This window comes from Burkholderia seminalis (assembly GCF_001718535.1).
Taxonomy (GTDB): domain Bacteria; phylum Pseudomonadota; class Gammaproteobacteria; order Burkholderiales; family Burkholderiaceae; genus Burkholderia; species Burkholderia seminalis.
This window is the reverse complement of the sequence record NZ_CP013400.1, coordinates 918993-937229: the sequence shown is the minus strand read 5'-3', so window position 1 is coordinate 937229 and position 18237 is coordinate 918993. Positions and strand designations below refer to the sequence as shown.

Below are 18237 nucleotides of genomic sequence, written 5' to 3'. Positions count from 1 at the left end.
TCGCGACAAATGATTTTGAGATGCGAGCCACTATACGGTGCGCACGGTTCTATACTAGGGAACCATTTCAATATTCCAAGTAGGACCACTTTGGATACCGTGATCGTCGCCGACTGGCTCTCCGGCCGTCTCGACCGCAGCTCGCCGGAGCCGATGTACCGGCAGTTGCTGCAGCTGATGCAGCAGGCCATCCTGACAGGGGAATTAGGGCCAGGGACGAAACTGCCGAGTTCGCGCACGCTCGCGGGCGACCTGTCGATCGCGCGCAATACCGTGCTGCACGTGTACGACCAGCTGACGGCAGAAGGCTACGTGCTGACGACGACCGGCAGCGGCACCTATGTGGCCGACACGCGGCCGGACGCCGCGGCAATCCATGCACCGGGCGCGGCGCCGCCGCCATCGGCCGCCGACGGACTGCCGCCGCCGGACGCGCAGGGCAGCCTGTCGACGCGCGGCCGGCAGTTGATCGCGCACGCGGGCGTATCGCGGCGCCAGTGGGGTGCGTTCATGCCGGGCGTGCCGGACGTGTCGGAATTCCCGAGCCGCACGTGGAGCCGCCTGCAGGCGCGGCTGTGGAAGGAAGCCAATCCCGAGCTGCTGACGTACGCGCCGGGCGGCGGCTACCGGCCGTTGCGGCGCGCGCTTGCCGACTACCTGCGCGTCGCGCGCTCGGTCAAATGCTCGCCGGACCAGGTGATCATCACGACGGGCATCCACCAGTCGATCGATCTCGCGGTGCGGCTGCTGTCCGACATCGGCGATCGCGCGTGGGTCGAGGAGCCGTGCTACTGGGGCGTGCGCAGCGTGCTGCAGGCGGCCGGCCTCGCGCTCGCCCCGGTGCCGGTCGACCAGGAAGGGCTCGACCCGCGCGCGAGCGACATGCAGCATCCGCCGCGGCTCGTGCTCGTCACGCCGTCGCACCAGTACCCGCTCGGCATGGTGATGAGCCTCGCACGGCGCCGGATGCTGCTCGAATACGCGCGCCAGCACCGCTGCTGGATCATCGAGGACGACTACGACAGCGAATTCCGCTACGGCAGCCGGCCGCTCGCGTCGCTGCAGGGGCTCGACGACGGCGGCCGCGTGATCTACGTCGGCAGCCTCGGCAAGATGCTGTTCCCGGGGCTGCGGATGGGCTACATGGTCGTGCCCGAACATCTGGTCGATACGTTCCGCACCGGGCTGTCCGAGCTGTACCGCGAAGGCCAGCTGATGCAGCAGGCCGTGCTCGCCGAATTCATCATGGACGGTCACCTCACCTCGCACGTCAGACGAATGCGCACCCTGTACGGCGAGCGCCGGCAACTGATGATCGACGCGATCCGCGCGCGCTTCGGCGACGCGCTCCCGGTGATGGGCGACGAGGCCGGCCTGCATCTGGTGCTCGGCCTGCCCGACGCATGCGACGATCGCGCGGTCACGCAGAGCGCGTTCGACGCGGGCGTGATCGTTCGGCCGCTCACGAGCTACTACAGCAACCTCGACACCGCGCGGCAGGGCCTGCTGCTCGGCTATGCGTGCGTCCCGCACGAAAGCATCGGGCCCGCGTTCGACACGCTCGCCGATACCATCGAGCAACATCTGCCGCGCGACATCACACGCGCCGCATAAGGCCGCATCAGACCGCCCCCACCCAGGGCCGCCCGCGTCATTGCATGCTGCCGGCCCCGCGATCGAGCGATGCCGCGCGCACGGCTTCGCCGGGCTTCGTGAACACGCGTTGCCGCAAGGCGGCGATCCGCGCGTCGCGGTCCTGCGGCGACAGGCCGGCCGATTCGATCTGCGCGCGCTGCGCCGCATAGTCCGCGTAGCGGCTCTGCCACGACGCGTCGTCCTGCTGCATCTGCGCGACGCGCGCGGCGGCCTCGGGGCCGAGCGTCTGCGTCAGCTGCGCGCGCATCGCGTCGGGTGTCGCGCCGCGCTTCTGCAGTTGAGCGATCTGGTCGATCGCGGCGCGCTGCCGGTCGATCCGCTGCTGCGCCGCCCGCTCGTCGGCCGGCATCTGCTGCTCCAGCGCCGCGAGCCGCTCGGCCTTCTGCGCATCGGTCAGCGAGCGATCCTGAGTGATCTTCAAGCGTGCGAGGTCGTAGCGCTGCCGCCACTGCTCCGCGCCGAAGAACGGCTGGCTCCAGTCGCCGAGCGTGCGGGACGCGATCGACGCACGCTGATCGAGCGCGAGCTGCAGCGCGCCCAGGTCGGACTTGTCGACCGCGCCGGCATCGCGCAGTTTCGCGAGCGCATCCAGATACGCGCGATAGCGGTGCCACACGTCGAGCGCCTCGGGCTGCGCCGCCGTGCCGTCGAGCTGCGCGGCGATTTCACGCGCGACGAACGCATCGAGCGCGGTCGCGCTCAAATCGCTCTGCGCCGTCAGGCAATAGTCGAAGAAATCGCGCACCGCGCGCGACTTCGCGAGATGGCCGCCGGCGTCGAGCGGCAGCCGCGGCGCGCTGGAACCGGCCAGCGACGGCGGCAGGCCCGCGCTCGCCGGCACGGCCGCCTGCGGCGAGGCGGCAGCCGCGCCCGCCACCGCCGCGTCCGGTGCGTCACCGGCGGCGACCGACCCGTGATGCCGGCCCGCTCCGCTCCACATCGCGACGCCGGCGATCGCCGCCAGCCCCACGACACCGTAGACCGCTGCGCGCCGCGCCAGCGGCGCGCGCCCTTCACGTGCCGTCATCGATTACACGCCCGCGCGCTGCAGCCGATTCGCATGCGTGCGGATCACCGCGACCGGATCTTCCGCATACGCGCCGCGCACGCCGAGCAGCTGGTTGATCTCGTCGATGTGGTTCCACTTGTAGCTCGTGCTCAGCACCTTGCCGTACAGCGCGCTGCACTTCGACACGAGCCCGTCGTTCTGGCCCGACCCGCGGTTGATCATCACCGTGCCGGTGCCCAACAGCGCGAGCGTCGACAGGTCGAGCGCGTTTGCGGGATCGACGAGCGGAATGGTGCTCGCGTCCGTCGCGCCCGTCACGCCGAGCACCGAAAGCGTCGGCTGGATCGCGGTGCCGGCCCACGAATACAGCAGATGCGTGTTGCCGCCGACCGTCTCCGTCGCCGCGCCGGTCTGGCAACTGCCCGGCGCGCCCAGGCCCGCGCTCGGATAGTTCTGGTTGTAGGTCGCCGCCTGCGCGGTCGTCAGCGTCTTCAGCGATGCGAGCGCGTCCTGGTTCGTGTTGTGACTGCTATTCGTCAGGATTCCGAACACGTTGACGAACGCGGCGATCACCGTCGACGACAGCCCGGTCGGATCGTACGCGAGCACGCTCTGCACGAAGTCCGCGAACTCGGAGCCGCGATGCGGCGTGCCGATCGTCGTCACCGACGCGACGAGATCGGGCGCGACGGCCGCGACATAGCGCGAGGTCAGCCCGCCCTGGCTGTGACCGACGAGATTGACCTTGGTCGCCCCCGTCGCGGCGAGCACCGTCTTCACGTAGGCGAGCAGCTGTTCGCCGCGGCCGTTCGGGCCGTCGTCGCTCTGGAAGCCGGACAGGTTCGCGACGTAGACGGTCGCGCCGTGCTGCTGCAGATCCTCCTGGATGCCGTACCAGTACTCGAGCACGCCGGCGTACTTGTCGGTGCCCGTGAGCCCGTGCACGAGGATGATCGGATAACGCGTCGCCGCGTAGTTGTCGGCGGGCGCGGTCGCCGCCATCGCCGAGCGCGTCGTCGCGAGTGTCGTCAGCGCGGTCGTCGCCGCGAACGGTGCGACGCTCATCGCGCATGCCACTGCCCCTGCCATTACCCTGGAACGCATCGATCTGGCCATGCATGTTCTCCTGATTATTGTGCTGCCGGTGCGAATGACACCGGATCGACACGCACGCCGCATCGCGCGCATCGTGTGCGTCGAATGCGGGAGTGAATCACGAGTCGCGAACGTTTGCGCCCTGACTAGATACGGTTCTCTAATCGGTTGACGCGCCCCGCCCGTTCGGGCGGGGCCGCGTTCACGCGCAGGCATGCTGCGATGCACACGCGCCGCGCGCTACAGCTTCGCGCTCACGCGCACCCACGCGGTCCGGCCCGGTTCCATCACCGGCGCGTTCGCCGGATAGCCGAAGCCCGCGTTGCCGGCAAGGTTCAGATGTTCGGTGTAGGCCTTGTTCAGCACGTTGTCGACGCCGACCGAGACCTGCACGGTCTTGCTGACGTTGTATTGCGTGTGCAGCGACAGCACGCCGAATCCGGCGCTCGGGCCGAAGTCCTTGCCGACCACGTTGCCCTCGTTCAGCGCATAACGATGCTGCGGCGCAACGATCCGCCACAGGCCGCCGGCCGACCATGCGCCGCGCGTGTATTCGAGCCCGATGCGCGCCTCGAGCGGCGGCATCTGCGGCAGCGGATCGCCGCTCGCCACGTTGCGCCCCCACGCATACGCGAGCGACGTCTCGACGCGCAAGGGCGCCACCGGCCGCCACGACACGCCCGCTTCCCCGCCCATGATCTGCGCGTTGACGTTGGTCGCCTGCGTGGTCGCGCCCATCATGCCGGCCGCGTAGTTGAACAGGATGAAGTCCTGCACGTAGCCCGCGTACGCCGACACCCACGCGTCGAACCGGTCGCTCTTGTACTGCGCGCCGATGTCGACCTGCGTGGTCTTCTCCGGCTGCACCGCCGAGAACGCGTTGACCGAACCGGCCGGCCCGCGCGTCGCGGAGAACAGTTCCCAGTAGTCGGGATAACGCTCGGCATGACCGATCCCCGCGTACCACGTGACGGGCAGCGACGCGAGATCGCGCTCGTAGCGCACGAAGCCGCTCGGCAACACGCGCGAGCGATCGTCGTCGAAGGTCGGGTTCGGCTTGCTCATCATCATCCCGCTCTTCATCGCGCGCTTGTCGCGAGCGCCGGCGTAGTCGATGCGCGCGCCGCCGATCACGCGCGACACTTCGCTCGCATACCACGTCAGCTCGCCGAACGCGCCCGCGTTCCACATCGTCGCCTGCGCGTCCCACGGCTGGTCGCGGTAGTTCTGCTGCCCCATCGACGAGCGCGAGTCGAGCCGGTTCGATTGCGCGTCGACACCCGTCACGAGCTTGAAGTCGTCGCCGAAACGGAACGTCGCGGCCGCGCGTGCCCCGACCGTACGGCGCCGCACGTCGGCCGCCATCCGCATCGGCATGCTGCTCGACGGGTCGGGCTGCCGCAACGTGTAGTTGTCCATCACGTGATCGGCTTCGTTGTAGTACACGCGCGCCTCGATCCGGTCGAGCACGTCGCCGAGGTGGCGCTTGTCGAACGACAGCCCGAACGTCTCGCGGCGGAAATGCGCGCCGTCCATTCCGCGGCCCGCGTAACGCGCATAGCCGTCGCCGGTGCCGGCGGTCAGCTCGACACGCGTATGGTCGTCGGGGGTCCAGCCGAGCGCCGCGTCGGCGTTCCACTTGTCCCACTGCGACGGCACCGTGTTGCCGTTGCCGTCCTTGTAGTCCTGCGAATGCGCGTGGTTCGCGCTCACGCGGCCGTAGACGTCCGGCGTGCCGGCCGTCAGATCGAGGTTCTGGTCGTTGCGGCCGAACGATCCGCCGACCAGGCTGCCGTCGAAGCGCATGCCCGGCCGCTCGAAACGCGGCGTCACGCGCTCGAACAGCACGGTGCCGGCCGATGCGCCGGGACCGTACAGCACGGTCTGCGGCCCCTTCACGACGGTGACCTTGTCGTAGCTTTCCGGCGCGATGTACGACGTCGGCGCATCCATCCGGTTCGGGCATGCGCCGAGCGTCGGCATGCCGTTCGCCAGGATGTTCAGCCGCGAACCGAACATCCCGCGCAGCACGGGGTCGCCGTTCGTGCCGCCGCTGCGGATCGACGTGAAGCCGGGAATCGTCTTCAGGTAATCCGCGCCGTCGCTGGCGGGCAGCGGCTGGCGCGGCGCCTTCGGATCCGTGACGACGACGAGCGGCGTCGACAGCGGCGACGCGACGACCTCGACGGGCGGCAGCGGCACGGCCGACTCGTTCACGGGCGCGACGTCCGCACGCGCCGTTTCGGCTGCCGCGGCAGTCGCGGCAGTCGCGGCCAGCGCGCCGACGGCCAGCGCGGGCACGGCAAGTTTCAACATTCGCGGCACGCGCCGCGCACGGGTATTGCGTGGCGCCCGCGGCGCACGCAACTGGAAATGGGTCATGATCGAAAGCCCGAGTGACGCCCTCCACGCGGCCGCGACGGGCCGCACGGATATCGGCGGGAGTAGGAACGGAGAACAGCGCGTCAGGCGCGCTCGGGCGGTGCGCGTGGATACGCGCGCGGATAGCGGTCGGCGCGCGCCGCGACGACAGGCGGCGCGGCCGCGGAAACGGAAACGGCGGGAACGGAAGCGAACGACGCGGCGGCCGGCGCGCCGAGCGCGGGGCTATGAGCGAAGAAACCGCAGTAGCCGCACGCGTCGAGATGCAGCGCATGATCGTGCATGCCGCGCGCATCGGCCGGCCGATGCGCGCCATGCTCCGTACTGCAGACGATTGCGTCCGGCGTGGCCGCCTGCGCGATGCGCCACTGCGACACCAGCGGCGCCGCGATCGCGATCCAGATCGCGAGCACGCCGAGCCAGGCGGTCAGGTGACGATGTCGATGCAGCATGCGCGGCGGCGAGTAAGCGGAATGTAAAAGCAGCCGAGATGTTACAGAATGTTCACCGCGATGGCCAGTCACCCATGCCGGTAAACGGAGCGGGGGCGCATGGTTGTCGACACAACCATGCGCCCCCGCCCGCGAGACGCGCCATGCACGCGGCGATCAGGGCGCCATGCGCCGCAGCACGTCGTCGCGCCGGATGAAGTGGTGGTACAGCGCGGCCAGCGCATGCAGGCCGATCACGAAGTAGAACGCGTTGCCGATCAGTTCGTGCGCTTCCTTGATCGTCGGCCGCAGCGCCTTGTCGGGGCCGACCAGCGTGAACGACACGCCGAGCCAGTCGAGCGACACCGGCTTGCCGCCCAGGTTGATCATCATGATGCCGAGCAGCGGCTGCGCGAGGATGAACACGTAGAGCGCGACATGCGCGAGCTTCGACAGCCAGCGCAGCAGCGCCGCCTGCGGAATCGCTTCCGGCACGCGGCTGACGACGCGCCACAGCACGCGCAGCACCGACAGCACGAGTACGAACGTACCGGCGGTGAGGTGCACGTTCATCCAGAACGCGCGGCTGTCGCTGCCCTTCGGGCCGCGGATCTCGATGGCCAGGTAGGCCAGCGCCACCAGCACGAAGATGGCCCAGTGGAAGAAGATCGCGGGCGAGCTGTAGCGCGTCTGTTTCGCGAGGATGTTTCTCATGCGTCGTCTCGTGTTGTATGCGGGGAGGCGCGCGGGCGGCAAGCGGCCCCGCGCCCGACAAAGCTTTCGCGATTGTAGCCGCACGGGCGTCCGGTTTTACGCGGCGCGGTCAAATATCCGACGAATCGCCGGCGCGCCCCTCATATGGAAAGTCCGCATCGCGCACGCAAACGGCTGTGGCACGATGAAGCTTTGGTGCGACGGCGCGCGGGCATCATGAGCAAGGCGTTCTTCGTTGCGGCCTATCGGCTGACCGCCGCGTTGCTCGCGGTATCCACCACGCTGCACAGCGTCGCCGACTACTGGCGCCTGCCGGACTTCCATCTCGGCAACTATCTCAGCTACTTCACGCAACTGAGCAGCCTCTACGCGGCCGCGATGCTGGCCGCGGGCCTCTGGCGCATCGCCCGCCCCGGCTCGGCCCGCTACGAATCGATGCGCGGCGCCGCCGTGCTGTACGTGCTGATCACCGCGATCGTCTACGAACTCCTGCTGGCGCGGCTCGATGCGCTGCGCCATGTCACGCCGGCGTTCAACAACTGGGTGCTGCACCGGATCGTGCCGCTCGTGATGCTGTGCGACTGGCTGTACGTGGAACCGCGCCGGCCGATCGCGCGAAGCAGCGCGTTCGCGTGGCTCGGTTTTCCGGTCGTCTATCTCGGCTATACGCTCGTGCGTGGCGCGTTCGAGAACTGGTATCCCTACCCGTTCGTCGATCCGCGGCCGCACGGCTACCTGCCGGTCGCGATCCAGTGTTCGCTGATCGCGCTTGGCGCGGCGGCGCTCGCGCTGGGTATCCGCTGGCTCGGCAACCACGCTAGACAGTCCGGTACCGCGACGCTCGGGGAAGGATGAAGGCGGGAGCGTGTGCGCCGCCCGGCGCACACGGGGTCATGCAGGCCGTCAGCCGCCGTTGCGCGGCAGGAAGTTCATCGGATCGACGACCTTGCCGTTCTGGCGGACTTCGAACTCGAACGTCGATCGACCGCTCGCGTCGGTGCCCATCTCGGCGACCGGCTGGCCCTGGCGAACCGCGTCGCCTTCGTTGACGAGCAGCTTGCCGTTGTGCCCGTAGGCCGTGATGAGGCCGTTGTCGTGCTTCAGGATCACGAGCGGGCCGTATGCCTTGACGCCGGACCCGGCGTAGACCACGCGCCCGTTCGCCGCGGCCCGCACCGAGTGGTCGGGCCCGGACGCGGCGATCACGACGCCGCGTGTCTTGCCGGCCGCGAACGGCGTCGCGACGACGCCGGTTGCCGGCCAGGCGAGCGAGCCCGGCGCGGCCGCGGCGGGCGGCTGCCCGGGCGACGGCGCGGCGGACGGCGGCGCCACGCGCAGCACCTGGCCGGGCGACACGGCGTCGGTCGGCGCCATGTGATTCCAGCTGGCCACGTCCTGCACGCGTTGCCCGTAGGCACTCGCGATGCCCGCGAGCGTATCGCCCGGGTTCACGCGGTAATAGCCGGCGATCACGCCCGGCGTCGCAGCCGACATCGGGGTCGACTGGCGCGCCGGTTGCCAGTTGTCGGTCCACGGCGTCAGCGTACAGCCCGACAGCGCGACGGCGGCAGCGACGAGCGCCGCCTGCGGCAACCAGCGCGTCAGCGCATCGTGGATGGGAATAGTTTCTCTCAAGGGTCCTCCCGGATTTGCGTCGCGACGCCGCCCACCGCCCCCCGGTGCGCGACGCACGATGTCCGGCCGGACGGCCGGACCAATCAGTATCCGACCGCTCGCGCGGCCGTCAGTTTCCACAGCGGAACGTCCGCGCGAAGGGGCTCACCGGCCCCTTTTTCGCACTTTCCAGTGTCGTCCCGACCGGCAAAGATACCATTTGTCGCGGTCAGGACCGCGTCGGCTGCCGGTTCCGGCAACAATCTTGCAGCGCCGCACGGGCGTGGCGGCGGCCTGCGAGCCGCGCCGGGCGGGCCGTCCGGCAGGCTTCAAGCGGGCTTCGGGCGGGTTTTCCACCCGCGCCGCCGCATGCGCAGCCCATCCCGTCGCCGTCACATTCCCCGCTTCGATCGCCGCCTATACTCGGTGATGCAGCGCGATCCAATGACAACGAGGAGCATGACAATGAACAACGCGACGTTTCTTTCCGTGCAGCTCGACGCCGACGATTTCGCCGGCTCCAGCGGCCTGGTCGAACTGCTCAACCGGCACCTGCTGTTCGCGACCGATGTCGCCGAAGCGGCCGATGCGCTCGTCCAGCTGGCGAGCGTCGCGCACATGACGGGCGCCACGCGCCACAGCGTCGAGCTGCCGATCCTCGCGATCGAACGGCTGCGCGACGCACTCGACACGCTGAGCGGCTACGATGAAACGTGGCTGCAGGTGCTGGAACCGGCCGAAGCGCTGTTCCGCGATATCGGGCGCGGCCGCCGCCCGCTGCATTGAGCGCCGGCGCGTCACGCGCCGCCAATGAAAACAGCCCGCCGTTCCGCATGACGGAACGACGGGCTGTTTGTACTACAGAGGGTCGGATCCGGCCGCCGGGGCGGCCGCACCATTAACGACCCTTGTAGACCGGTGCGCCGTCAGCGATACGCTTGACTTGCCAGCCGGTCTTTGCAGCAGCCGGAGCGCCCGATTCTTGCGCGGCGGCCGGTTGCGCGCCGTAGCCGGTCGTGTCGGCAGCGGCAACGTTTTGTTGCGGGTTCAGACGTGCTTCGGCAGCCTGGATGCCTTCCGGGTAGTTCGTGCGGTCGCTGCCCAGCTTGTAGCCGGCCTGCTGGACGGCGACGAGATCGGCCTTCACCTGTGCACGGGTGACGGGCGCGTTTTGGGCAAACGAGACGGCGGGAACGGCGAGGACAGCAGCTGCGGCGAACGTTGCGATCAGCGATTTCATGATTACCTCCGGGATTTTTTTGCTCCGCCGCACACACCATGTCTGCAGCGATGGAACAGAGTTTAGTCCCGGCAGCACCTAGGGAAAACCATGAAAGAACGAAAACACTGTTTCCCCGGAGCCAACAATGTCGGCATCCGGGATAGAAAAACCCTATTCAAAGAATAGATTTTCGCAACAATGCCGCCCCCCGCGCGCCGGTTACGACCAGTTCGCGTGGAAGCTGCCCGGCTGGTCGGTACGCTCGAACGTATGCGCGCCGAAGAAGTCGCGCTGCGCCTGCACGAGGTTCGCCGGCAGCCGCTCGGAACGGTAGCTGTCGAAGTACGCGACCGCCGACGCGAACGCCGGGACCGGCACGCCGGCCTTCACCGCGGCGACCACGACGTCGCGCAGCGCCGTCTGGTAGTTCGCGGCGATGTCCTTGAAGTACGGGTCGAGCAGCAGGTTCGCGAGCGCCGGATCCTTCGCGTAGGCGTCGGTGATCTTCTGCAGGAAGCGCGCGCGGATGATGCAGCCCGCGCGGAAGATCTTCGCGATCGTCCCGAGATCGAGGTTCCAGCCGTACTCTTCCGACGCCGTGCGCAGTTGCGCGAAGCCCTGCGCGTACGAGATCACCTTGCTCAGGTACAGCGCGCGGCGCACCGCTTCGACGAACGCGGCGCGATCGCCGTCGAACGGCGCGGCGGCCGGGCCCGACAGGATCTTGCTAGCCGCGACGCGCTCGGTCTTCAGCGACGACAGCACGCGCGCGAACACCGACTCGGTGATGAGCGGCAGCGGCACGCCGAGATCCAGCGCGTTCTGGCTCGTCCACTTGCCGGTGCCCTTCTGCGCGGCGCGATCGAGGATCACGTCGACGAGGTGCTTGCCGGTCTCCTCGTCCTTCTTGCCGAAGATCTTCGACGTGATCTCGATCAGGTAGCTGTCGAGTTCGCCCTGGTTCCATTCGGTGTACACCGCGCCGAGTTCGTCGTTGGTCAGGCCCGCGACGTCCTTCAGCACCGAGTAGCTTTCGGCGATCAGCTGCATGTCGCCGTATTCGATACCGTTGTGGACCATCTTCACGTAGTGGCCCGCACCGTCCGGGCCCATGTACGCGACGCACGGCTCGCCGTCCGACGGCGCCTTCGCGGCGATCTGCTTGAGGATCGGCTCGACGAGGTCGTACGCGTCGCGCTGGCCGCCGGGCATGATCGACGGGCCGCGCAGCGCGCCCTCCTCGCCGCCCGACACGCCGGTGCCGATGAAGTGCAGGCCCGACTGCGCGAGTTCCTGGTTGCGGCGGATCGTGTCGGTGAAGTGCGTATTGCCGCCGTCGATCAGCACGTCGCCCTTCTCGAGCAGCGGCTTGAGCGACGCGATCGTCGCATCGGTCGCCTCGCCGGCTTTCACCATCATCAGGATCCGGCGCGGCGTTTCCAGCGATGCGACGAATTCTTCGAGCGTATAGGTCGGCACCAGGTTGCGGCCGGGGAATTCGGCGATCAGTTCGTCGGTTTTCTCGCGGCTGCGGTTGTACACCGACACCGCGTAACCGCGGCTCTCGATATTGAGTGCGAGATTGCGGCCCATCACCGCAAGTCCGATCACACCGATTGCTTGTTTGCCCATTAGTCAATTCTCCGGAAAAAACGGGGCGCGACCCGAACCGGGCCGCGCGCACAGGCGAAAGGATAGTGGAAACCCGGCGTCGATGCGCGCCGGCGTGTCATTGCTCCGCGTGCGGCAACCGGCGGAACACGACGCTCAGGTTGTTCGCCGGCATCTCGACGACCTCGATACAGTCGAGCCCGCGATCGAGGCCGAGCGCGACGACGGTCTCGAGATCGCGCACGCCCCACGACGGGTCGCGGCTGCGCAGCTGCAGGTCGAATGCCTCGTTCGACGGCGCCGTGTGCCGGCCTTCGCGGCGGTACGGACCGTACAGGAACAGCACGCCGCCCGGCCGCAGCAGCCGCGCCGCGCCCGCGAACAGCGCTTCCGTGCAGGCCCACGGAGAAATGTGAATCATGTTGATGCAGACGATCGCGTCGAGCATCGCGACCGGCCACGATGCCTCGCGCACGTCGAACGCCAGCGGCCCGGCGACGTTCGCGAGGCCCGCATGCGCGATCCACGCGGCGATCGAGTGCCGCGCCTGTTCGTCGGGGTCGCTCGGCTGCCAGCGCAGGCCCGGCAACGCCTGTGCGAAGTGGACGACATGCTGGCCGGTGCCGCTCGCGATTTCGAGCACGCTGCCGCTCGCCGGCAGCACGCGGCGCAATACGTCGAGGATCGGCCCGCGGTTGCGTTCGGCCGCGGGCGCCAGCAACCGCGCGGCGGGATCGGGCGAAGACGGGGCGCCGGTCACGATGCATGCTCCACGGGGTTGCCGCCAAGCCCCAGACGGGCCGTCAGTGCGTCGAGCGCCGGCGCGCAACGCGCCTCGACCTTCAGCGTGAGGATCGGATCGGCGCGCGTATGGCCGAGATTGAGCGCGGCGACCGGCTTGTGCCGCGCCTGCGCCCACACGCAGAAGCGGTAGCCGGAATACACCATCAGCGACGAACCGACGACGAGCAGCGCATCGGCCGCGTCAAGCGCCTGCGACGCCAGCGCCACGCGTTCGCGCGGCACGTTCTCGCCGAAGAATACGACCGCCGGCTTCAGCAAGCCGCCGCATGCGGGACAGGCCGGCACCCGGAACGTGTCGAGCGCGGCCCATTCGAGGTGCGCGTCGCCGTCCGCGGCCGGCTCGGCCTGCGCGCCCAGCAGGTCGGGATTGTCGGCCTCGAGCACCGTCTGGATCGTCGCACGCGCATGGTGTGCGCCGCATTCGAGACAGGTCACGCCGTGGATCCCGCCGTGCAGTTCGATCACGTCGTCGCTGCCCGCGCGCTGATGCAGGCCGTCGACGTTCTGCGTGACGAGGCGCTCGATCCGGCCCGCGCCGCCGAGCCGCGCCAGCGCGGCGTGCGACCCGTTCGGTTGCGCGCGGCCGACGACGGGCCAGCCGATCATGCTGCGCGCCCAGTAACGCCGCCGCGCGGCATCGGAACCGAGGAATTCGTGAAGCTGGATCGGCGGCGAGCGCATCCACTGGCCATTGCGGTCGCGATAGCCGGGAATGCCGGAATCGGTGCTGATGCCCGCGCCGGTCAGCACGAGCAGGCGCGGATGCCGCTCGACGAACGCGTGCAGCGCGTCGAGCGCGGCCGGGTCGACGCCGGCGGTTGAGGAGTCGTGCAAGGCTGTGTCGTTCATGTTGGCAACGCGTGATCGGGCGCGCGGGCCGGCCGTGCGACCGCACGAGCGGCCCGCGCGCCAACACATGATACATAACGCCGCCCGATCCGGCCGGCGGCCCCGGGCGCAAAACCGGCGCACAAAAAAAGACGCCCATTCGCCGCTCGGCGATGGGCGCTTCAACAATTGATCCATCGGGGTAGTGGATCAACTGACAGCACAAAGTTGCGACGTCCGCCATGCAGCCACCGGCGAACGCTTCCCCTGGACTACGCGTGTTCCACGATGCTGCGCCGCGTCGCGCCACCGGCGCTTCCGTGCGGTCCGGGTCAGGTCCGCCATACCGCAACGCGCGGCGCGCGAACGCATCCGCCACGCGACGACTTGCGTTGCGCGACGGCATGACGGTCCGGGATCCAGGCCGGGGCCATCCGCATGCATTCGGGGCTCATCCCCGACGGCCGACCGTCTCCGGTCGGCCTCGTGCATCCCGCGTGCACGTCGTCGTTCAGAACGAACCCGATTGCTCGGATGGAACGGAAAGCCGCGCGCTCACGTCGCCGCACGTAACGGCGAAGCGAATACCCTGGCAGGTCGGCGATTCATGTTTGCAACACGCCACGTTGCGATTCGGTCTCTTTTCATTCTCTTGTCCCCGTCTCCGATGCGTCCGACCTACTGAAGCGATCGCCGGGCCGACTACGCCCCCGCGATCACACTCACGGCCCCTACAGATATGCAAGGAGCGCACCATGCTTCGCGCGGCAAGGCCGCGCGGGCACCTGCAAGGCGGTCCGAAAGGATCGCGCACCGTCAGGAAGCGCGAACGTTTCGAAACTGAAACGCCCGCCGGCACGGGGCGATGGCCGGCCTTGCGCGTGGTCGCGCTGCAGCGGGCACCCGGGCGGGGACCGGCGCGTTGCGTCCGCGCGCCGCGGACAATCGTCCTACCATCGCCGCGCCTCGGCCTCGCTCGGCACGGCGTGACGCTGCGAATCGCGTAGCGCCGGGGACGGCGCATGTCGCACGGCTCGCGCGTTGCGCAAACACGCTAGCATTCGGACACGGAACGCCGCGCGTCCGCTTTTGCATCGCCCTCGAGGATCCGCCATGACCACGCCCGCCCCTGCCCGCCCCGACGTCGCTCGTCGCGTCTTTTCGGACGGACGGTTATCGATCGGCCTCACGCTGCCGCTGCTCCGCAGCGGCCGTATCGTCGCCGACTTCAACGAGCAGCTCGAACTCGCCGAGCTGGCCGATACACTCGGCTTTCGCGCACTGTGGATTCGCGACGTGCCGTTGAACAGCGCCGACTACCCGGACCCGGTCGGCCATCTCGACCCGTGGGTGCTGCTCGGTGCACTGGCATCGCGCACGCGGCGGATCGCACTGGCAAGCGGCGCGATCGTACTGCCGCTGCGACATCCGCTGCACATCGCGAAAGGCGCGCTGTCGGTCGCGACGCTGTCGGGCGGACGTTTCATCCTCGGGCTCGGCTCCGGCGACCGGCCGCCCGAATACGCGGCGTTCGGCATCGACGCGGAAACGCGTCGCGACCGCTATCGCGCGCACTGGGAGGTCGTCGCGGCCGCGCTGGGCATACCGTCACGCGTGCTGCCCGACCAGGCGCCGCCCGACGCCCCCGAATTCACGCTGCTGCCGCGCGGCGACGATGCGGTGCCGATGCTCGCGGTCGGCTCGGGCGGACAAAGCGTCGACTGGATCGCGCGACACGCGATCGGCTGGATGACGTACCACCGCGATCCGGACACGCAGCGCGCCCGCCATTCGATGTGGCGCGCGGCGGTCGACCGGCTTCCCGCGCCGGAATTTCGCGCGTTCGGCGTGTCGATGCGGCTCGACCTCGCCGCGGACCCCGATGCGCCGGCCACCGCGCTGTCGCTCGGCTACGCAACCGGGCGCCGTGCGCTGGTCGACATCCTGCAGGACATGCGTGCGGCGGGCACGCATCATGTCACGCTGAACCCGGGATCGGACCGCCCCGTGCGCGAGGTCATCGAGGAAATCGCCGAACACGTGCTGCCGGTCTTTCACGACGAACATGCCTGATTCATCAGGAAACCGAATTTATCCGATGCATCGCACATGATCGGGCGAATGCGCACGTGGCAGGGCATTGCCCGTGCCCGACGGCAAACGGGCGTGGCAGGCACCTTGCGAGTCGGCAAGCCGTGCCCGCCCGATTGCCGGACCATCTGGAGCCGGCACCGGAGATTTGCCTGCGCGAGCGCACTGCAAACGCCCGCGCCGCCTTGGGGATGCCCGATTCGAATCGTCGTCGACGGAACTATTCGCGTCCGGCCGCGATCATGTTAACTTCCGTCCATCGTTCAGCCCGGCGGGCCGCGCCCCGATGCGCACCCGCATGCCCACTCCATGCGACATTTCCTCCTCGGCTGGCTGCTTGCCGCCGTCGTGTCGGCCGCCCATGCGGCCGCCCCCGCTCCGGCCGCCGCTTCGGCCGCCGCTTCGGCCGCTTCCGGCACCGCGCCCGCGCTGACGCCGCAACAGGCCCAGCAGGCACTCAATGTGCTCGAAAACCCCCGCGATCGCGCGCAGGTCGAAACGACGCTGCGCGCGATCGCAGCCGTCGGCGTACTGAGTGCGCCCGCGGCGGCCGCCAGCAATGCGGCCGCGGCGAGCAGCGCATCGGCCGCCGCGGTCCCGACCGCGCTCACGTCGAACGGGCTCGCGTCGATGCTCGTTCGCCAGGGGGCGCACTGGACCACCGAAATCGGCGGCGCGCTGAACGAATCGTTGCACTCGCTGCTCGATGTCGGCTCGGTCGGCAACTGGTGGCATGACAGGCTGGTGCGCGCCGACGCGCGCGCCGAGCTCACGCACGCGGCCTGGACCATCCTCGCCGTGCTCGTGCCCGCGCTCTTCGTCGAATGGCTCGCGAGGCGGTTGCTGCGGCGTGCGCTGGCCGCGGTCGCGGCGCGGCGCGCCGGCCCATCGCGTACCGCCGCGCCCGATTCCGTCCCGCCCGACGACGACGCACCGCCGGACTCATCCGACCCACCCGATGCCACCGACGCTGCCGAAGCCGCGCCGCCTTCATCCCTCGGTCAAGGCGATGCGCGGCGTCACACCACGCTGCTGCACCGGATGCCGCGCGCGCTCGTCAGCCTGGGGCTGCGCGCGGTGCCGCTGCTCGTGTTCGTCGGCGTCGCGAGCCTGGCGATGTCGCTGCTCGGCGATACGGGCGCGCCGATCGAATCCGCGCTCGAAGCGCTGATCGACACCTACGTGATCTGCCGGCTCGTCACGATCGTCAGCCGGCTGTTCTTCCAGCCCGACGCGCGGCAGCTACGGCTGCTGCATATCAGCGACGCATGGGCCGATTTCGCGCAGCGCTCGATCGCGCGGATCGTGATCGTGGTCGGCACCTGCACGGCCGCGGTCGAGATCGCCGCAAGCTTCGGCCTCAGCGAAGCCGGCCACGTCGCGCTGCTGAAAGCCGTCGCGCTCGCCGGGCACGTGATGATCTCGGTGCTGATCCTGCAGTGCCGCCGGCCGGTCGCCGCAAGGATCCGCACGGCCGGCGCCGACCGCCCGACCTTCGCCGTGGTCGCCAATGCGCTCGCGGACGCCTGGGCCCCCGTGTCGGTCTTCGTCGTGATGGCACTGTGGTTCGTGTGGGCGCTCGACGTCCACAACGGCTACCGCGTGCTGATCACGCTCGGCGGCCGCTCGATCGCCGTGATGATCGGCATGCGGATGGTGTCGATCGTCGTGTTCGGCGCGCTCGCGCGGCTGTTCCAGCGCCGCGACGAGGACCGCACGCTCGTCCATCTGCACGCGTACCGCTATTACCCGCTGCTGCGCCAGATCGTATCGGGCGCGATCGGCGTCGTGACCCTCGTGCTGTTGCTGCAGATCTGGGGCGTGCCGGTCTTCCGCGCGTTCGGAACGGGCACCATCGGCCACCGCCTCGCGTCGGCGCTGGTGACGATCGCGATCGCGGCGATCGTCGCGCTCGTCGTCTGGGAAGCCGCGAACATCGCGATCGAGCGCCGCCTGCAGCGCTGGACGCGCGAAGGCAACCTGGTGCGGGCGGCACGGCTGCGCACGCTGCTGCCGATGCTGCGCTCGCTGCTGTTCGTGATGATCGCGCTCGTCGTCGTGCTGACGGGCCTCAGCGAACTCGGCGTGAACATCGGCCCGCTGCTGGCCGGGGCGAGCATCTTCGGCGTCGCGCTCGGCTTCGGTTCGCAAAAGCTCGTGCAGGATTTCATCACCGGGATCTTCCTGCTGATGGAAAACGCGATGCAGGTCGGCGACTGGGTCACGCTCGCCGGCGTGTCGGGCACGGTCGAATACCTGTCGATCCGCACCGTGCGGCTGCGCGCGGGCGACGGGTCGCTGTATACGATCCCGTTCAGCTCCGTGACGACCGTCAACAATACGAATCGCGGGCTCGGCAACGCGGCCGTCAAGGTCAGCATCGCGTACGGCGAGGACATCGATCGCGCGATCGCGACGCTGAAGGAAATCGGCGCCGCGTTGCGCGACGATCCGACGTACCGCGACGGCATCCTGTCGGACTTCAGCTACTGGGGTATCGACCAGGTCGACGGTGCGGCGCTCGCGCTGGCCGGACAGATGCAGTGCACGGACTCGGCGCGCTGGAGCGTGCAGCGCGAATTCAACCGGCGGATCGCGGAGACCTTCCGCGAGCGCGGGATCCAGATCGCCAATCCGCAGCGCAGCCTGGTTGCCTATGCGGACGGAACGCGGCCTGCCGGCAACGATGAAGGCGACCACGCCACCGACGACATCACCGCGCCCGACACGCCGCCCCGGCCGCCGTCGCCCGGCAACGGGGGGCGCAAGCCGGGTTGATC

General features: G+C 69.1%; 15 protein-coding genes. 5 read left to right on the top strand and 10 right to left on the bottom strand.

Annotated features, from left to right (window positions below; all coding sequences use genetic code 11):
* The first annotated feature begins 90 nt into the window (after positions 1–90).
* Positions 91–1614: a MocR-like pyridoxine biosynthesis transcription factor PdxR gene (pdxR, locus tag WJ12_RS25010; RefSeq protein WP_059558367.1), complete on the top strand. Its 1524-nt coding sequence runs from the start codon at positions 91–93 to the stop codon at positions 1612–1614.
* A 37-nt stretch (positions 1615–1651) separates the two neighbouring features.
* Here the strand turns inward: pdxR and WJ12_RS25005 are convergent, their stop codons facing one another.
* The 5 genes from WJ12_RS25005 to WJ12_RS24985 form a co-directional block, all read right to left on the bottom strand.
* On the bottom strand, positions 1652–2683 hold the full coding sequence (locus WJ12_RS25005; RefSeq protein WP_059558369.1) for a lipase secretion chaperone: 1032 nt from the start codon (positions 2681–2683) through the stop codon (positions 1652–1654).
* A gap of 3 nt (positions 2684–2686) precedes the next feature.
* The gene (locus tag WJ12_RS25000) at positions 2687–3781 is read right to left on the bottom strand and encodes a triacylglycerol lipase (protein WP_059558370.1); all 1095 of its coding nucleotides are present in this window, start codon (positions 3779–3781) and stop codon (positions 2687–2689) included.
* 219 nt (positions 3782–4000) lie between these two features.
* On the bottom strand, positions 4001–6142 hold the full coding sequence (locus tag WJ12_RS24995) for a TonB-dependent copper receptor (protein ID WP_059558372.1): 2142 nt from the start codon (positions 6140–6142) through the stop codon (positions 4001–4003).
* Between the two features lie 83 nt (positions 6143–6225).
* Positions 6226–6594: a DUF2946 domain-containing protein gene (locus WJ12_RS24990; RefSeq protein WP_049035999.1), complete on the bottom strand. Its 369-nt coding sequence runs from the start codon at positions 6592–6594 to the stop codon at positions 6226–6228.
* Between the two features lie 156 nt (positions 6595–6750).
* A complete protein-coding gene (locus tag WJ12_RS24985) occupies positions 6751–7287 on the bottom strand; it encodes a cytochrome b (RefSeq protein ID WP_059558373.1) in 537 nt (178 codons plus the stop codon).
* 216 nt (positions 7288–7503) lie between these two features.
* Between WJ12_RS24985 and WJ12_RS24980 the strand changes: the two genes are divergently transcribed.
* The gene (locus WJ12_RS24980; protein ID WP_034185978.1) at positions 7504–8142 is read left to right on the top strand and encodes a Pr6Pr family membrane protein; all 639 of its coding nucleotides are present in this window, start codon (positions 7504–7506) and stop codon (positions 8140–8142) included.
* Between the two features lie 48 nt (positions 8143–8190).
* On the opposite strand, the gene WJ12_RS24975 is transcribed toward WJ12_RS24980, so the two are convergent.
* Positions 8191–8922 carry a LysM peptidoglycan-binding domain-containing M23 family metallopeptidase gene (locus WJ12_RS24975; protein WP_059558375.1) on the bottom strand — a complete coding sequence of 244 codons (732 nt, stop codon included), beginning with the start codon at positions 8920–8922 and terminating at the stop codon, positions 8191–8193.
* Between the two features lie 444 nt (positions 8923–9366).
* Here WJ12_RS24975 and WJ12_RS24970 point away from each other — a divergent pair, with 444 nt between their 5' ends.
* Positions 9367–9687 carry a hypothetical protein gene (locus WJ12_RS24970; RefSeq protein ID WP_034185771.1) on the top strand — a complete coding sequence of 107 codons (321 nt, stop codon included), beginning with the start codon at positions 9367–9369 and terminating at the stop codon, positions 9685–9687.
* A 112-nt stretch (positions 9688–9799) separates the two neighbouring features.
* Here WJ12_RS24970 and WJ12_RS24965 read toward each other — a convergent pair whose 3' ends face one another.
* From WJ12_RS24965 to WJ12_RS24950, 4 genes are all read right to left on the bottom strand, one after another.
* On the bottom strand, positions 9800–10141 hold the full coding sequence (locus WJ12_RS24965) for a DUF4148 domain-containing protein (RefSeq protein ID WP_034185770.1): 342 nt from the start codon (positions 10139–10141) through the stop codon (positions 9800–9802).
* Between the two features lie 201 nt (positions 10142–10342).
* Entirely contained in the window at positions 10343–11755 is a 1413-nt protein-coding gene (gene gndA, locus WJ12_RS24960; RefSeq protein ID WP_049031130.1) for an NADP-dependent phosphogluconate dehydrogenase, read from the bottom strand.
* 97 nt (positions 11756–11852) lie between these two features.
* Positions 11853–12494, bottom strand: a complete 642-nt coding sequence (locus WJ12_RS24955) for a DUF938 domain-containing protein (RefSeq protein WP_034185768.1) — start codon at positions 12492–12494, stop codon at positions 11853–11855.
* Complete coding sequence (locus WJ12_RS24950; protein ID WP_034185767.1) at positions 12491–13387, bottom strand: NAD-dependent protein deacetylase; 897 nt, start codon at positions 13385–13387, stop codon at positions 12491–12493. The genes WJ12_RS24955 and WJ12_RS24950 overlap by 4 nt, the downstream gene beginning before the upstream one ends.
* Positions 13388–14479: 1092 nt before the next feature.
* On the opposite strand from WJ12_RS24950, the gene WJ12_RS24945 reads away from it, so the two are divergent.
* Together WJ12_RS24945 and WJ12_RS24940 are read left to right on the top strand one after the other, a co-directional pair.
* Entirely contained in the window at positions 14480–15439 is a 960-nt protein-coding gene (locus WJ12_RS24945) for an LLM class oxidoreductase (protein ID WP_059558377.1), read from the top strand.
* Between the two features lie 327 nt (positions 15440–15766).
* Entirely contained in the window at positions 15767–18235 is a 2469-nt protein-coding gene (locus WJ12_RS24940; protein WP_059558379.1) for a mechanosensitive ion channel family protein, read from the top strand.
* Positions 18236–18237: the final 2 nt, after the last annotated feature.

Bases quoted from the DNA above. Each gene is read 5' to 3' on its own strand.
- WJ12_RS24940 (WP_059558379.1), top strand. From the start codon at position 15,767: ATGCGACATTTCCTCCTCGGCTGGCTGCTTGCCGCCGTCGTGTCGGCC.
- WJ12_RS24965 (WP_034185770.1), bottom strand. From the start codon at position 10,141: ATGAAATCGCTGATCGCAACGTTCGCCGCAGCTGCTGTCCTCGCCGTT.
- WJ12_RS24970 (WP_034185771.1), top strand. From the start codon at position 9,367: ATGAACAACGCGACGTTTCTTTCCGTGCAGCTCGACGCCGACGATTTC.
- WJ12_RS24985 (WP_059558373.1), bottom strand. From the start codon at position 7,287: ATGAGAAACATCCTCGCGAAACAGACGCGCTACAGCTCGCCCGCGATC.
- gndA (WP_049031130.1), bottom strand. From the start codon at position 11,755: ATGGGCAAACAAGCAATCGGTGTGATCGGACTTGCGGTGATGGGCCGC.
- WJ12_RS24950 (WP_034185767.1), bottom strand. From the start codon at position 13,387: ATGAACGACACAGCCTTGCACGACTCCTCAACCGCCGGCGTCGACCCG.
- WJ12_RS24990 (WP_049035999.1), bottom strand. From the start codon at position 6,594: ATGCTGCATCGACATCGTCACCTGACCGCCTGGCTCGGCGTGCTCGCG.
- WJ12_RS25000 (WP_059558370.1), bottom strand. From the start codon at position 3,781: ATGGCCAGATCGATGCGTTCCAGGGTAATGGCAGGGGCAGTGGCATGC.
- WJ12_RS25005 (WP_059558369.1), bottom strand. From the start codon at position 2,683: ATGACGGCACGTGAAGGGCGCGCGCCGCTGGCGCGGCGCGCAGCGGTC.
- WJ12_RS24980 (WP_034185978.1), top strand. From the start codon at position 7,504: ATGAGCAAGGCGTTCTTCGTTGCGGCCTATCGGCTGACCGCCGCGTTG.
- WJ12_RS24995 (WP_059558372.1), bottom strand. From the start codon at position 6,142: ATGACCCATTTCCAGTTGCGTGCGCCGCGGGCGCCACGCAATACCCGT.
- WJ12_RS24945 (WP_059558377.1), top strand. From the start codon at position 14,480: ATGACCACGCCCGCCCCTGCCCGCCCCGACGTCGCTCGTCGCGTCTTT.